The sequence below is a fragment of the Streptococcus sp. SPS1 genome (assembly GCF_030439915.1).
Lineage (GTDB): Bacteria > Bacillota > Bacilli > Lactobacillales > Streptococcaceae > Streptococcus.
The window spans coordinates 32691-48420 of the sequence record NZ_JAQFJG010000014.1; the positions used below are offsets into that span (position 1 = coordinate 32691).

16 protein-coding genes are annotated in these 15730 nt (G+C 41.6%); 9 read left to right on the forward strand and 7 right to left on the reverse strand.

Translation table 11 applies throughout. The features are described from left to right. Positions 1–9: 9 nt before the first annotated feature. The 5 genes from accC to PCY12_RS09130 all read left to right on the forward strand — a co-directional run bounded on the left by accC (position 10) and on the right by PCY12_RS09130 (position 4128). The gene (gene accC, locus PCY12_RS09110; protein WP_061759874.1) at positions 10–1377 is read left to right on the forward strand and encodes an acetyl-CoA carboxylase biotin carboxylase subunit; all 1368 of its coding nucleotides are present in this window, start codon (positions 10–12) and stop codon (positions 1375–1377) included. A gap of 36 nt (positions 1378–1413) precedes the next feature. After that, a complete protein-coding gene (gene accD, locus PCY12_RS09115; RefSeq protein ID WP_301352607.1) occupies positions 1414–2280 on the forward strand; it encodes an acetyl-CoA carboxylase, carboxyltransferase subunit beta in 867 nt (288 codons plus the stop codon). Further along, entirely contained in the window at positions 2277–3044 is a 768-nt protein-coding gene (locus tag PCY12_RS09120; protein ID WP_301352609.1) for an acetyl-CoA carboxylase carboxyl transferase subunit alpha, read from the forward strand. Before accD ends, PCY12_RS09120 begins: the two co-directional genes overlap by 4 nt. Positions 3045–3201: 157 nt before the next feature. After that, the gene (locus tag PCY12_RS09125; RefSeq protein ID WP_301352611.1) at positions 3202–3384 is read left to right on the forward strand and encodes a hypothetical protein; all 183 of its coding nucleotides are present in this window, start codon (positions 3202–3204) and stop codon (positions 3382–3384) included. Positions 3385–3402: 18 nt separating this feature from the next. Beyond that, positions 3403–4128 (forward strand): type II CAAX endopeptidase family protein, encoded by a 726-nt coding sequence (locus PCY12_RS09130; RefSeq protein ID WP_301352612.1) that lies wholly within the window; start codon positions 3403–3405, stop codon positions 4126–4128. A 158-nt stretch (positions 4129–4286) separates the two neighbouring features. On the opposite strand, the gene nusB is transcribed toward PCY12_RS09130, so the two are convergent. The 3 genes from nusB to efp are packed head-to-tail and all read right to left on the reverse strand — an operon-like array spanning position 4287 to position 5676. Then, complete coding sequence (nusB, locus tag PCY12_RS09135) at positions 4287–4709, reverse strand: transcription antitermination factor NusB (RefSeq protein WP_301352613.1); 423 nt, start codon at positions 4707–4709, stop codon at positions 4287–4289. Beyond that, positions 4702–5094, reverse strand: a complete 393-nt coding sequence (locus PCY12_RS09140; protein ID WP_301352615.1) for an Asp23/Gls24 family envelope stress response protein — start codon at positions 5092–5094, stop codon at positions 4702–4704. Before PCY12_RS09140 ends, nusB begins: the two co-directional genes overlap by 8 nt. A gap of 21 nt (positions 5095–5115) precedes the next feature. Next, positions 5116–5676 (reverse strand): elongation factor P, encoded by a 561-nt coding sequence (gene efp / locus PCY12_RS09145; protein WP_000568643.1) that lies wholly within the window; start codon positions 5674–5676, stop codon positions 5116–5118. 122 nt (positions 5677–5798) lie between these two features. On the opposite strand from efp, the gene PCY12_RS09150 reads away from it, so the two are divergent. After that, the gene (locus PCY12_RS09150) at positions 5799–6029 is read left to right on the forward strand and encodes a hypothetical protein (RefSeq protein ID WP_171803746.1); all 231 of its coding nucleotides are present in this window, start codon (positions 5799–5801) and stop codon (positions 6027–6029) included. A 23-nt stretch (positions 6030–6052) separates the two neighbouring features. Here the strand turns inward: PCY12_RS09150 and PCY12_RS09155 are convergent, their stop codons facing one another. The 4 genes from PCY12_RS09155 to gatC all read right to left on the reverse strand — a co-directional run bounded on the left by PCY12_RS09155 (position 6053) and on the right by gatC (position 10432). Next, positions 6053–7096 (reverse strand): 2,3-butanediol dehydrogenase, encoded by a 1044-nt coding sequence (locus PCY12_RS09155; protein WP_301352616.1) that lies wholly within the window; start codon positions 7094–7096, stop codon positions 6053–6055. A 125-nt stretch (positions 7097–7221) separates the two neighbouring features. Beyond that, positions 7222–8664, reverse strand: a complete 1443-nt coding sequence (gatB, locus tag PCY12_RS09160; protein ID WP_301352617.1) for an Asp-tRNA(Asn)/Glu-tRNA(Gln) amidotransferase subunit GatB — start codon at positions 8662–8664, stop codon at positions 7222–7224. Further along, the gene (gene gatA, locus PCY12_RS09165; protein ID WP_301352619.1) at positions 8664–10130 is read right to left on the reverse strand and encodes an Asp-tRNA(Asn)/Glu-tRNA(Gln) amidotransferase subunit GatA; all 1467 of its coding nucleotides are present in this window, start codon (positions 10128–10130) and stop codon (positions 8664–8666) included. Before gatA ends, gatB begins: the two co-directional genes overlap by 1 nt. Further along, complete coding sequence (gene gatC, locus PCY12_RS09170; RefSeq protein ID WP_000705419.1) at positions 10130–10432, reverse strand: Asp-tRNA(Asn)/Glu-tRNA(Gln) amidotransferase subunit GatC; 303 nt, start codon at positions 10430–10432, stop codon at positions 10130–10132. Before gatC ends, gatA begins: the two co-directional genes overlap by 1 nt. A gap of 212 nt (positions 10433–10644) precedes the next feature. Between gatC and PCY12_RS09175 the strand changes: the two genes are divergently transcribed. The 3 genes from PCY12_RS09175 to PCY12_RS09185 all read left to right on the forward strand — a co-directional run. Further along, on the forward strand, positions 10645–12189 hold the full coding sequence (locus PCY12_RS09175; protein WP_001025437.1) for a peptide chain release factor 3: 1545 nt from the start codon (positions 10645–10647) through the stop codon (positions 12187–12189). Positions 12190–12897: 708 nt separating this feature from the next. Beyond that, positions 12898–13821, forward strand: a complete 924-nt coding sequence (locus PCY12_RS09180) for an Rpn family recombination-promoting nuclease/putative transposase (protein ID WP_301352621.1) — start codon at positions 12898–12900, stop codon at positions 13819–13821. Between the two features lie 828 nt (positions 13822–14649). Continuing rightward, the coding region (locus PCY12_RS09185) for an accessory Sec-dependent serine-rich glycoprotein adhesin (protein ID WP_301352623.1) at positions 14650–15730 on the forward strand (1081 nt) is incomplete at its 3' end.

Genomic DNA, 15730 nt, shown 5'->3' on the forward strand with positions numbered 1-15730 from the left:
AGGTTCTCCATGTTTCGAAAAATTTTAATTGCCAATCGTGGTGAAATTGCGGTTCGTATTATCCGTGCGGCGCGTGAATTGGGGATCGCAACGGTGGCGGTTTATTCAACTGCTGATAAGGAAGCCCTTCATACGCTTTTGGCAGATGAAGCAGTTTGTATTGGTCCTGGCAAGGCAACAGAGTCTTATCTCAATATCAATGCGGTTCTATCAGCTGCAGTCTTGACAGAAGCAGAAGCCATCCACCCAGGTTTTGGATTTCTCAGTGAAAATTCCAAATTTGCAACTATGTGTGAAGAAGTGGGGATTAAGTTTATCGGTCCATCTGGTCATGTCATGGATATGATGGGAGACAAAATCAATGCGCGCGCTCAGATGATTAAAGCAGGCGTGCCTGTCATTCCAGGTTCAGATGGAGAAGTGCATAACTCTGAAGAAGCTTTGATTGTTGCTGAAAAAATTGGCTATCCTGTTATGCTCAAGGCTTCAGCAGGTGGAGGTGGTAAAGGGATTCGTAAGGTTGAAAAACCAGAAGATCTCGTTTCAGCCTTTGAAACTGCTTCTAGCGAAGCCAAGGCCAACTATGGCAATGGTGCCATGTACATTGAACGGGTTATCTATCCAGCTCGCCACATCGAGGTTCAAATCCTAGGAGATGAACACGGAAATGTGATTCACTTGGGTGAACGAGATTGTTCTCTTCAACGAAATAATCAAAAGGTTTTAGAAGAAAGTCCTTCAATTGCAATCGGAAAAACGTTGCGCCATGAAATCGGTGCTGCTGCTGTTCGAGCGGCAGAGTCTGTGGGTTATGAGAATGCAGGGACCATTGAGTTTCTTCTTGATGAAGCAAGTAGCAATTTCTACTTCATGGAAATGAATACTCGTGTACAAGTAGAACATCCAGTAACAGAATTTGTTTCAGGTGTGGATATCGTTAAGGAACAGATTCGCATTGCAGCAGGTCAGCCTTTGTCTGTTAAGCAAGAAGATATTGTCCTACGCGGTCATGCCATCGAGTGTCGTATCAATGCAGAAAATCCAGCCTTTAACTTTGCCCCAAGTCCAGGTAAAATTACCAATCTCTATCTGCCAAGTGGTGGAGTTGGCTTGCGCGTGGATTCAGCAGTTTATCCAGGCTATACCATTCCACCTTATTATGATAGTATGATTGCTAAAATCATCGTTCACGGTGAAAATCGTTTTGATGCACTTATGAAAATGCAACGTGCCCTCTATGAATTAGAGATTGAAGGGGTGCAGACCAATGCAGATTTCCAGCTTGACCTCATTTCAGATCGCAATGTCATTGCTGGAGATTACGATACTTCCTTCTTGATGGAAACCTTCTTACCCAAATATCAAGAAAAAGAATAAAATGACTTCAAGAGTTTAAACCGAAAAGGGGAATCAATGGCTCTATTTAGTAAAAAAGATAAGTATATTCGAATCAATCCCAATCGTTCGGTTAGGGAAAAACCTCAAGCCAAGCCAGAGGTTCCAGATGAATTATTCTCCCAGTGTCCAGGCTGTAAGCATACCATTTATCAGAAGGATCTGGGAAGTGAGCGTATCTGTCCACATTGTAGCTATACCTTTCGTATTTCTGCCCAAGAACGCTTGGCTTTAACGATTGATATGGGAACCTTCAAGGAATTGTTTACAGGGATTGAAAGCAAGGATCCCTTGCATTTCCCTGGTTATCAAAAGAAACTGGCATCTATGCGAGAAAAAACAGGGCTGGATGAAGCTGTTGTGACAGGAACTGCTCTTATTAAAGGTCAGACTGTGGCTCTTGGGATTATGGATTCTAACTTTATCATGGCTTCTATGGGTACAGTTGTAGGTGAGAAAATCACTCGTTTGTTTGAGTATGCGACTGTCGAAAAATTGCCAGTTGTCCTCTTCACAGCCTCTGGTGGCGCCCGTATGCAGGAAGGAATCATGAGTCTCATGCAGATGGCCAAGATTTCTGCAGCGGTTAAACGCCATTCAAATGCTGGTCTCTTTTACCTGACCATTTTAACAGATCCAACGACAGGTGGTGTGACAGCTTCTTTCGCTATGGAAGGCGATATTATTCTGGCTGAACCACAGAGCTTGGTCGGTTTTGCTGGGCGTCGTGTCATTGAAAATACGGTTCGTGAAAGCTTGCCTGAGGATTTCCAAAAGGCAGAATTCCTATTGGAACATGGCTTTGTGGATGCTATTGTCAAAAGAAGAGACTTGCCAGATACGATTGCTAGCCTAGTCAGATTGCATGGAAGGAGTCCAAGATGAATATTGCAAAAATAGTCAGAGAAGCGCGTGAGCAGAGTCGCTTGACAAGCTTGGACTTTGCGACAGGCATTTTTGATGACTTTATCCAATTACATGGTGATCGTTCTTTTCGCGATGATGGTGCAGTTGTTGGTGGTATTGGCTGGCTTGGAGACCAAGCTGTAACAATGGTTGGTATCCAAAAAGGCAAGAGTTTACAAGATAACCTCAAACGGAATTTTGGCCAACCACATCCAGAAGGCTACCGCAAGGCTCTACGGTTGATGAAACAGGCTGAAAAATTTGGCCGTCCAGTTGTGACCTTTATCAATACAGCAGGTGCCTATCCTGGTGTCGGCGCGGAAGAACGCGGTCAAGGGGAAGCCATTGCTCGTAATCTCATGGAAATGAGTGATCTGAAAGTTCCTATTATTGCTATTATTATCGGTGAAGGTGGTTCAGGTGGTGCTTTGGCTCTAGCCGTTGCGGATCGTGTTTGGATGCTGGAAAATTCTATCTATGCTATTCTCAGTCCAGAAGGCTTTGCTTCCATTTTATGGAAGGACGGCACTCGTGCCATGGAAGCGGCAGAGCTGATGAAAATCACTTCGCATGAACTGTTAGAAATGGACGTGGTGGATAAGGTGATTTCTGAAGCAGGACTTTCTAGTAAAGAACTGATTAAGAGTGTCAAAAAAGAACTCCAAGCTGAGCTAGCTAGACTTTCGCAAAAACCGCTATCAGAGTTGTTGGAAGAACGCTATAAACGATTTAGAAAATACTAAAAATGACTAAATGAGACTAGAAAGGTCTCATTTTTTATAGAAAAATGCAGTTCAGTCTGAAAAAATGACAGTTGAGGAGAAGACTAATAAAATAGACAAAAAAGATGTATACTGTAGGTGTAAGCTTACAAAAATTTATTTTAAGGATGTACTTGCGATGACAGGTACAGAAACATTTACAGTTATTTCAATTGAAGACTTAGACCAAGTTTCAGGTGGTGGCATGATTTGGTTGGTTGATGATTATTATTGGAGTTGGCCTTATGCTTATAGCATTGCAACTGACTCGAGTGCAATACTGAATCATGCGACTAGACGTGCTAATGGCATTGGCTACTGATAAATTAAAGGAGTAAGTATGAAAAAACTAGGGCATTTGGGAGTCTTTACATCACTGGTATTTCTATCGGTTTATCTACCAGAGTTAGGGGTTGTGCAAATCACTAAGTTTTTAGGATGGGGGATAGATGGATATTTTACCTTTTTAACAGTTGAAGTAACAGCTCTTTTGCTATTATTTATCTACTGGCTCCAAAAGAAAGAGATGCTCTATATTTTTGAGAAAAAGGGTTCAAAGAAGTCAAGATTCTTTTACCTTGTAGTTGGTCTAGTGGCTACTTATTTTGATCGTCAATTGGTGAATGCTTTTCAGTTGCAGTTTCATCACCTAATTGATAACAAGTATATCTTTCAAGACCTACTTTCGGTCCTATACTCCAATGGGCAACCAACTTTTCTATCAACTGTTCTCAGTTTTAGTTTAACAGTAGTCGTCGGACCTATATTGGAGGAACTGATTCATAGAGGGTATTTTATGAATACCTTTTTCCACCAGTCCAAGTACTATCTGGATGTTATTCTATCTGCTCTTATCTTTGGACTTAGTCATTTGATCCTAACTCACCGAGATCCTATCAGTTTAATTATTTATAGTTTAGGCGGTCTCTTCTATGCCCTAGTATATCGGTGGACAAAGAACTTAAAAATCACCATCCTGTGCCATAGTTTTTTCAACTTTCTCATTTATGCAAAACCCATCTGGATTTTTGTTTATAATTATGTCTATTACCAGTTTTTAAGATAGTGGGAGGCAAAGAAAAGGAGGTTGGGCAAAAACTCGACTTCAGGAGAAAATGAAGTAAATCTTCCCACAATAAAACGCATAGTACAAGGTTTCTCAATACCTGATACTATGCGTTTTTCTGATTTCAAAGACTTTTTGCCCAGCCTCTTTTTCTATATTTAATTTTCTTCAGTTACAAATTGACTAAGCAGTCCGTTGATAAAGCGGGCTGATTTTTGATCTGAAAAATTCTTAGCGAGTTCAATGGCTTCATTGACTGCTACCAGCTGAGGTGTATCAAATGATGTGATTTCAAAGATACCCAAGCGTAGTAAGTTTTTTTCGACCAAGGTCAAGCGTTCAACTGTCCAGCCTGATTTGAGGTGCTGGTTGATTTGTTTATCCAACTCTTCTTTTTGAGCTTGGATACCAGAAACCAAGTTTAGAAGAAAGGCTGGGATTTGCACATCTTCATCTTCACGGTCATGTGTGTAGGCAAAGCGACAAGCTGTTTCCATATCTGTTCCGAATTCAAGGCTCATAAGAGCTTGAAAAGCGCATTTACGAAGTTCACGTCTGGATTCTAATAGTGGACTAGTCATTGAGGAAGTCCTCGTCAAACAGATCTTTCAACTCAGGTTTTGGTGTTTTGTCTGGAACGATTCCCGCAACGTGAATATTGACAACAGCAAGTTCCACATCAGCCATATTACGAACAGCGTCCTTAACAGCTTTTTGGATAGCCATAGCAACTTTAGGTACTTTCACACCGTACTCAAGGTAGAGATAGATGTCAGCAGTTAGCTCTTCGTTGCTTTCTTTTAAGTAGACGCCACGACCAAGAGAGAGTTTTGATAGGGTGTCAGATACGGATTTATTTGAAAATGAGTGGACACCATCAACTTTAGCAGTTGCGATGGCAATGATTTTTTCAAGTACACGTGGAGCGATAACGATTTCGCCAAATTGTTGTTCTTCAATTCCCATAGAATGACCTCTTTCTAGAGATTAGGCACGAGAAACGTAAGTTCCTTCTGCAGTGTTGATGATCAATTTTTGTCCAGCTTCGATGAAGTCAGGAACGTTGACAACAAGTCCAGTTTCCATAGTCGCTGGTTTACCAGAACCTGTAACTGTAGCACCTTTGATAGATGGTTGTGTTTCAGCGACTGTCAATTCAACAGTAGTTGGTACAGTTACACCGATCACTTCAGTTCCGTAGAATTGGATTTTTACATCAGAGTTTTCAAGGATGTAAAGCAATTCATTTTCAACGTTTACGACTGGGATTTCGTATTGGTCGTAAGTTTCAGTATTCATGAAGTAGGCAGTTTCATCCATTTTGTACAAGTATTGAGCTGGAACAGTCTCGATAATAGCTTGTTCGAATTTTTCTTCTGGACGGTAGCTTGTATCAAATGTAGAACCAGTACGGACATCACGCAATTTCATACGCATGATTGTGTTCCCTTTACCTGGTTTGTGGTGGCTAGCTTCCAAAACGCGGATCAATTTTCCGTCTGCAGTTTCAAATGTCATACCAGCTTTCAATTTGCTTGCTTCAATCATGTTTTTACCTCTTTAATAAATATTATTACTCTTCATTTTACCATAAAATCTTCTGGAAATAAAGCCAAAATAGTTATTGGGAGATGGTAGGGGAGAAAAAGAATATTGCCTCGTCAGGTGGAGTGGTTAATGTTAAAGAGTATCCACTATATTTCTTCTCATACTCAATGGAAATCAAAGAGCAAACTAGGAAGCTAGCCGCAGGCTGCTCAAAACACTGTTTTGAGGTTGTGGATAGAACTGACGAAGTCAGTAACCATATATACGGTAATGTGACGCTGACGTGGTTTGAAGAGATTTTCGAAGAGTATTATATTTCAAAAGGCCGAAGTAAGTTTACTCCGACCTGTTAGTATTGTCTTAAAAAGATTGATTTTTATTCTGGTTCTACCAAAATTTTAATTTGTGACTTATCTTGAGTTAATTCGATAAAGCCTTCTTCGACGATATTTTCCAATTTAATTTTCTTAGTAACTAATTTTTCAGCAGAGAAGTAGCCTTGTTCCATCAATTCTAATACTTTAGGGAAGATATGACGATAAGCAATGATTCCTTTTAGTGTCTTTTCTTGGATTGCAAATTCATTCGGATTGATATTTGCTTCTCGTTCCCAGATAGAGACAACCATACACTCACCTGCCTTATGTACGGCAGCTAAGGCTTGTCCTAAAACTACTGGCACACCTGTTACTTCATAAGAAACATCTACTCCACCGTTTGTTAAACGATGAATAGCTTCAACAGCTGTTTCACCTTCTTCCGGACGGACAACGATAGCTCCTAACTCTTCAGCTTTTGCTTGACGTTCAGGTGATAGTTCAACAGCATAAATCTTAGAAGCACCCGCTGCACGAAGGGCTTCTACAATTAAGAGACCAATCGGACCTAAGCCAAAGACAGCAGCAGTATCACCAGCTTTTAGTGCTGATTGACGAACTGCATAAACTGCAACAGCAGCTGGCTCAGTGAGAGCAGCTTGCTCATAGCTTAAGCTATCTGGAATGACATGTACTAAGTCACCGTCTAAAACACAATATTTGGCAAATCCACCGTCTGCAGCCAGACCAACAAAATTAAGATTTGGATCCAAATTATAATCACCAACTAAGTTATTCTTAGCTAGAATTGGTTCTACAGCAACACGATCACCAACTTTAACACGGGTAACATCGCTTCCGACTTCTATGATTTCACCAGAAAATTCATGTCCCAGTGTTACCGGTGCTTTTTGACCAGAATAGACGTGCTCATCTGTTGGGATAAAGATAGGGCCATCTAAAAATTCATGGAGGTCAGTACCACAAATTCCTGTGAACTTAACTGCAACTTTTACTTGGTGCGGAAGTACTTCAGGAACTTCTACTTCTTGAATACGAACATCTTTCGCTGCATGCCAGCGAGCTGCCTTCATTGTAGCCATATAAATAACTCCTTTTTGTTGCGATTTTTAGTTTTCCTTTTAGGAAACTTTACACGTAATATTGTAAACGCTTTCCTTCTGTTTGTCAAGAAAAAACCAACCCCAGGGCTGGTTTCTTTCAAATTTTAATCTTCTTTCAACTTCGCCAATTCTTGGGCAAGGAGTTTAAGGGCAACTTGTGGGTTGGCTTGGCCTTTGGTTGCTTTCATAAGGAATCCTGTAAAGGCCTTATCTGCGTTGCGTTTGCCTGACTTGAAGTCGGCAACAGCAGCTTCGTTATCCGCAAAGACTTGGTGGATAATTGGAATCAAGACAGCTGGATCTGAGATTTGAACCATACCTGCTTTCTCAACGTATTCACGCGCACCACCACCATTTTTAGCTAGGTGGACAAAGACTTTCTTGGCAATCTTAGAAGAGATAGTGCCGTCTTCGATGATGGCAATCATTTCAACCAAGTTTTCTGGCGTTAGTTCGATTTGTTCCAGTGTCTTGCCTTCAGCATTCAAGAATTGAGCAACTTCCCCTTGGAGCCAGTTAGAGACTTGTTTAGCATCACCGCCAAGGGCAACAGCTTTTTCAAAGAAGTCAGAAGTGACTTTGTTTGCAGTCAACTGGCTAGCATCGTAGTCTGACAAGCCAAGGTCAGAGACGTAGCGAGTACGGCGTTCTTTTGGAAACTCTGGCAACTCTGTTCGCATGTCCTCAATCCACTCGTCAGAGATTTCAAAGAGTGGTAGGTCTGGTTCTGGGAAGTAGCGGTAGTCTGCAGCACCTTCTTTGACACGCATGAGGATGGTTGCCTTGTTAGCTTCGTCATAACGGCGTGTTTCTTGGCGGATTTGACCACCTGAGCGAAGAATTTCAGCTTGACGTTGGACTTCGTATTCAAGACCCTTGCGAACATTTGAGAAGGAGTTGAGGTTTTTCAACTCTGTCTTGGTACCGAATTTCTCTTGACCATACGGACGAAGAGAGATATTGGCATCCACACGCATAGAACCTTCTTCCATCTTAACGTCAGAAATGCCAGAGTACTGGATGACTTCCTTGAGGGCTGTCAGATAAGCGTAGGCTTCTTCTGGCGAACGCATATCGGCTTCAGATACAATCTCAATTAAAGGCACCCCTTGGCGGTTGAGGTCAACATAAGAGTAGCCATCTGTACCGTGGGTGTTTTTACCAGCGTCTTCTTCTAGGTGGGCACGTTCGATACCGATTTTCTTAGTCGTACCGTCTTCAAGCTCCACTTCAATCCAACCGTTATAACCGATTGGCTCATCAAACTGAGAAATTTGGTAGGCCTTTGGATTATCAGGGTAGAAGTAGTTTTTGCGGTCAAAGTGCATCTTTTTATGGATGTCCATGTTGAGGGCAAGAGCAGCCTTGATACCGGCATCGACAACACCTTTGTTGAGAACCGGCAGAACTCCTGGGAAAGACCAGTCAATCACGTTAGTGTTGGCGTTTTGGTCATTTCCAAAGTGGGCAGAAGTAGGTGAGAAGATTTTTGAATTGGTGTTGAGCTCTACGTGGACTTCAAGTCCGATGACTGTTTCAAAGTTCATTAGTTGTCACCTCCAAAAATCACGGGTTGTTGTTTGTGGTAGTCTGTTGTTGCTTCAAAGGCAGCAGCAGCTTGGTAAATGGTTTCCTCAGAGTACTTAGGACCAATCAGTTGTAGACCAACAGGTAGTCCTTGAGAAAATCCAGCAGGAATCGAAATCCCTGGAAGACCTGCCAAGTTGACTGGTATTGTCAAAAGGTCAGCCAAGTACATGGCAACTGGGTTGTGGTTGAGTGAGTCCAAGTCATAGGCAACACTAGGAGCAGTTGGACCCAAAATCAAGTCGTAATCCGCGAAGACTTTTTCGAAATCTTGGATGATGAGGGTACGGACTTGACCAGCCTTCTTGTAGTAGGCATCGTAGTAACCTGATGAAAGACTGAAAGTACCTAGCATGATACGGCGTTTCACTTCTTCACCGAAACCTTGGCTACGGCTGTTCACATAGATTTCATCAAGATTAGTCGCATCTTCTGCGCGGTAGCCGTAACGGATACCGTCAAAACGTTGCAAGTTTGATGAAGCTTCAGATGAAGCGATGATGTAGTAAACTGCAACACCGTATTTAGAGTGAGGAAGGCTGACTTCTTCAACGATAGCACCCAGTTTTTCAAAGTGTTTGGCGACGTTTAGGATTCTTTCCTTAACCTCTGGGTCAATCCCTTCACCAAGGTATTCTTTAGGTAAAGCGATTTTCATGCCCTTGATGTCTTGACCGATTTTTGAAGTAAAGTCGGCAATACGGACAGGAGCAGAAGTAGAGTCTTTAGCATCTTTGCTGGCAATAGCGTTGAGCAAGAGGGCGTTTTCCTTAACAGTTGGTGCGAAAGGTCCAATCTGGTCTAATGAGCTACCGAAGGCAATGAGACCGAAACGAGAAACTGTTCCGTAGGTTGGTTTGAGACCAACGATTCCGTTGAAGGCAGCAGGTTGGCGGATAGAACCACCAGTGTCAGAACCAAGTGACAAGCGGACTTGCCCAGAAGCTACGGCTGCGGCAGAACCACTTGATGATCCACCAGGAACTTTTCCTTGATCCCAAGCGTTTTTAGTGGCACCATAGTGAGAAGTCTCGCCAGAACCACCCATAGCAAACTCGTCCATGTTGGTCTTTCCAACTACAATCATTCCCTTAGCTTTTGCATTGGCAACGGCTGTCGCATCAAAGATAGGCTCGTAGTTGTAGAGCATTTTTGAGGCTGCAGTTGTCAGAATACCGTCTGTAGAGATGTTATCCTTAACAGCAAGCGGAATTCCTGAAAGGACATTATCAGCGTCAATTCCAGCTTCATCAATAGCCTTAGCTTGAGCAAGGGCTTGCTCCTCAGCGATAGTAACAAAAGCATTGATAGCTGTCTCGCGAGATTTGATATCTTCAAGCGTTGCTTGGGTCAATTCAGTTGCAGAAATTTCCTTAGACACAAGGAGATTGTGCAAGTCTTCAATTGTTTTATTGTTGAAAGTCATTAGGCATCTCCTCCATCGTCTAGGATAGCTGGTACCTTGATATAGTAGTTATCTTTTTCAGGTACGTTTTTAAACAAGCGATCACGGTCTGTTCCTTCTTCGGCCACATCAGGGCGGAGTACAGTCTTGCGGTCAGCCATGGTCGTAGTAGGTGCGACACCAGTTGTGTCAACTTCGCCCAGCAATTCAACCATGTCAACAATCTTAGACAAGGTAGTCGCAAAGGCAGCAGTTTCTTCTTCAGAGAACCTTAATTTTGAAAGATTGGCAACGTGTGTTACCTCTTCTTGCGTAATTTTCATCTTACATCCTTTCGTGAAATGATGATTTTTAGTCTGTTCTATTTTACCATATTTTCCTATAAATAAGGGAGGGATAAGTGAAAAGAAATAGAAATTGAAAAAAATGCTAAAATCCGATATAATGAAGTGTTGAAAGGAATGGTAAAATCCAATGTAGAAATCATTCTTAGCTATTGAAACAAGAAAAATAGAGAATCAAAGAAAGAGAACTTATGAATATTCAAGAAGAAATTAAGAAACGTCGTACCTTTGCCATCATCTCCCACCCTGACGCGGGGAAAACAACCATCACTGAGCAATTGCTCTACTTTGGGGGCGAGATTCGTGAGGCTGGTACGGTAAAAGGGAAGAAAACAGGGACTTTTGCCAAGTCTGACTGGATGGATATCGAGAAACAACGTGGGATTTCGGTGACTTCATCTGTGATGCAATTTGACTACGATGGCAAGCGCGTCAACATCCTCGACACCCCAGGGCACGAGGACTTTTCAGAAGATACCTATCGTACCTTGATGGCGGTGGATGCTGCGGTCATGGTCGTGGACTCTGCCAAGGGGATCGAGGCCCAAACTAAGAAATTATTTGAGGTTGTCAAACACCGTGGCATTCCAGTCTTTACCTTTATGAACAAGCTAGACCGTGACGGACGTGAGCCACTGGACCTCTTGCAAGAGTTGGAAGAAGTCTTGGGCATTGCTAGCTACCCGATGAACTGGCCAATCGGGATGGGGAAAGCCTTTGAAGGCTTATATGACCTTTATAATCAACGCTTGGAGCTCTACAAGGGGGATGAGCGTTTTGCCAGTTTAGAAGATGGGGACAAGCTTTTTGGTAGCAATCCTTTCTACGAGCAAGTCAAGGATGACATTGAGCTTTTAAATGAAGCTGGGAATGAGTTTTCAGAGGAAGCTATTCTGGCTGGAGAATTGACACCTGTCTTCTTCGGTTCAGCTTTGACAAACTTTGGTGTGCAGACCTTCCTTGAAACCTTCCTTAAGTTTGCTCCAGAACCACATGGACACAAGAAAACAGACGGTGAAATTGTAGATCCTTACGACAAGGATTTCTCAGGATTTGTCTTTAAAATCCAAGCCAACATGGATCCTCGTCACCGTGACCGTATCGCCTTTGTTCGTATCGTGTCAGGCGAATTTGAGCGTGGTATGAGTGTTAACCTGCCTCGTACTGGTAAGGGTGCTAAACTGTCGAATGTCACTCAGTTTATGGCGGAAAGTCGTGAGAATGTGACCAACGCTGTAGCAGGTGATATTATCGGTGTTTACGATACAGGGACTTATCAGGTTGGGGATACCTTGACAGTTGGGAAAAATAAGTTTGAATTTGAACCACTGCCAACCTTTACTCCTGAGATTTTCATGAAAGTTTCTGCTAAGAATGTCATGAAGCAAAAATCCTTCCACAAGGGAATCGAGCAATTGGTGCAAGAAGGTGCCATTCAGCTTTATAAGAATTACCAAACAGGCGAGTATATGCTGGGAGCTGTTGGTCAACTTCAGTTTGAAGTCTTCAAACACCGTATGGAAGGAGAGTACAATGCTGAAGTGGTTATGAGCCCAATGGGTAAAAAGACCGTTCGTTGGATCAAGCCTGAGGACTTGGATGAACGCATGTCATCAAGCCGAAATATCTTGGCTAAAGACCGTTTTGACCAACCAGTCTTCCTTTTCGAAAATGACTTTGCCCTCCGTTGGTTTGCGGATAAGTATCCAGACGTAGAGTTGGAGGAGAAGATGTAGATCGCCAAAGTTACTTGATTGTGTAACAATCTAAGTAACTAACGCCAAGTTTCTATGGAACTTGGCTAGGCGCTCCACTAGTAAAGTTTTACGAATAATATCGATTCATAAAACTTTCCGTCGTAACTGGTAGTGAGTGGTCTAGCTAACTGCCTTACTAACTACGTTTGGCAAATAGAATTGATTTGCAAAACTCCGTGTCGTAGTGTAACAATCAGTTTACCTAATCGCTTCACTAGGAAAAATCCACGAATATTATCGATTCGTGGAGTTTTTGTTGTAACGGTTAGAAAGTAAGCCTAGCTAGGTGATTTCCTGAGTTGCTGTAGAAAAGTGCTTGTTTTGTCCTGGATGGAGGTTAATAGTTACTATGGTTCTTTACCTAGACAATCCATTAGGAAAAATACTTGTGTAAACCGTTATTTTAGGACAAGTTGTAGTAAAAAGTTCCATGTTGAAACGTATGCTCCAAGGCTTATGTAAGACCGGATACGATTTGTTCGTTGTGTTGATTTTTGCAGGATGTAACTTGTTAGAGTTTTGGGAGTCGTCATCCTTGTAGATGACATTTTTTGAGAGCAAGTTCAGAGATGTTAAAATAAATTGATTTTTAGTTTGGCTTTTTAATTTCTTTTCCGAATAAATAGATAGAAGCATCAAATCTAGTAAACCTAGATTTAAAAATGTGCTATAATGAAAGGAGGAAGTATGACTGTACGTCATCCGGGCATCAGCCCAACCAATGATTTGGTTGCTAAGAAAATCTTTAGCAATCCAGAAATCACTTGTCAATTTATTCGCGATATGTTGGATTTACCAGCTAAAAATGTGACGATTTTGGAGGGAAGCAATATTCACGTCTTGCCTTCCCTGCCTTATTTAGCGCAGGATTTCTATACCAGTATAGACGTCTTGGCGGAGTTGGACAATGGCACACAGGTTATCATCGAAATCCAAGTCCATCATCAGAATTTTTTCATCAATCGCCTGTGGGCTTACCTGTGCAGTCAGGTCAATCAAAACCTAGAAAAAATTCGCCAACGAGAAGGTGATACCCACCAGAGTTACAAACACATCGCACCAGTTTATGCTATCGCAATTGTGGATAGCAATTACTTCTCAGATGATTTGGCTTTTCATAGCTTTAGCATGCGCGAAGATACGACAGGTGAGGTTTTAACCATAACCAATAATGGACAAGAAAACCATCTGGTTAAGATGGCGTTCTTGGAATTAAAAAAATACAGAGAAACCAGCAAAGACGAGGTTCGCAAGCCGTGGTTGGAGTTTTTCAGCAACAAGCCCTTTACCCAACAACCTGAGCGAGCTATCAGTCAGGCGGACCAACTGCTAGACTATAAGAGCTGGTCCGAGGAGGACAGGAAAATGTTTAGTGAACAACGCAGACGCGAAGAACAAGCATTATTAGCACACGACTATGCCTTGGAACAAGCTGAGGAGAAAGGTTTAGAACGTGGTCTTGAACGTGGGAAAGTTGAAGGAAGGGAAGAAGGAAAAGTCTTTGCTTTCTTAGATTTAGTCCACCAAGGTTTTCTGACATCTGAGGTTGCCAGTCAGCAATTAGGCATGACTGTCGCTGAGTTTGAGGCACTGCTGGAAGAACATAAGTGAGAAGTTTGTAAACTTTACACAATCGGAAAAGAACTAAAAAGGATAGCAAATCACTTGAAACAAGAGGGGGCTATCCTTTGTTTTTATGTTCGATGAAAATTAAAGAGCAGGTCAAAGTTAGATTGCAGTAACTTGAAACTGGAATAGTACAACACAACTTCTAAATTCTTGTTAGAAATTTGATTTGAATTCCCTAATCAATTTATTCATATTCTATTTCGACCTCATAGGAAGAGAACAAGGTGATTAGACCATTCGGGCTACTTTTAGCTATTATAGTGAATTGAATCTACAATAGTACAACGCGATTCATAAAACCTTGAGCTCACGAATGAGGTAGGGTGAACACTCAATTTTAGATTTCTAATTATACATATGAATGCACCAGTTGGATTTTGATTGCTCAATTCAAGCTGCATCATGGGTGATGAGCACACTGTTACGCTTTTATATCATGAAGAAATAAATTAATATATAAGCTGTATTTATAAATTAAAAAGAATATCCTGATAAGCAAAATTCCTTTGTATAAGGGTTTTGTTTTTTAATCTAAGCACTTGAAAAAATTTTTGGTTTGTCTTGAGAAAAACCATAGAATAATCATGCATAAAAACAGGAATATAAACCAAGAATGAGCTGATTTACACTCATTTACGTGTCTGTGTAAAAAACTTATCTTATAATATATATAAAATAGTAAAATGCTTTTTTTTTTTAGGTAAAAATACGTTCAAGTTTCTTGCTATTTTGGGTTTCTTGTTCTATAATATAGTATGGTATCTTATTTATATTTATAAATGAAAACAATACTTGAAAGGAAGCTTTACAATGTTTTTTAGACGACAAGAAGGTAAATATAGAGAAACAGATCGTGTGACTCGTTTCAAATTGATTAAGTCGGGTAAGCATTGGTTGCGAGCTGCGATTTCTCAATTTGGCCTTTTTAAAGTCTTGCGTGGTGGTGTAGATACTGCCCAGGTAACAACTGAAGTTATTGAAGAGCAAGCATCCACTACACTGACTGGACTGGATATTTTGAAGGGGATAGCTGCAGTTGGGACGGTGTTTGGAGGAGCAGTTGCGACACAAACAACTGTTTATGCCAATGATGCCCTCGAAAAGACAGTAGAGGCCAAGGAAACACTTGCAAATACAGACACAGTAACTTTGGGAACAGTGAAAGATCAGGAGAGGGCTCAAGCCGACAGCTTATCAGTTTCTGTTAACCAAAGCCAATCCATGTCTGAGGAGGCTTCCAAGAATGCAAGTAAACATCTTTCAGAAAGTGAAAGTCAATCAGTAAATCTTTCCACAAGTGAATCAATATCAGCTTCTGGAACTGCTAGTGCATCAGAGTCAGTCCTAACAAGTGATTCTCAATCTCAAGTTGGATCGACTTCTGAGCTTTTGCAGTCACTAACATCGGCAACAGCATCAAATAAAGAGACAGCTGTTCGTCAGGGAAATGTAACTAACACAAAAGTTGCTGAAGATCGCAAACGTTTATCCGAAATCTCGGCTGAAATGGAGAAACTCCTAGCTCAGTCTGCGGGTCTATCTGGTACTGATGTAGCAGTTGCTAAGGTGAATGCGGCTGTATTAGCTATCGAAGAAGCTCTTAAAAATCCAGATGCTGATTTGACAGATGTTATCAAACAGGCGGAAGCTGCACGAAACTCAATTCGGATTGTTATAAACCGTGCTAACAATGGTGCACAAAGTCCATTTCGTGGTAAACTAATGCCGACGGGAGTAGGATTCCGCTCAACTCCAGAGGAGGAAGCCTCAGCAAGTGAAAGTACCTCAGAATCAGAAAGTACCTCAGTAAGTGAGTCGGCTTCTAAGAGCGCCTCAGCAAGTGAAAGTACCTCAGAATCAGAAAGTACCTCAGTAAGTGAGTCGGCTTCTA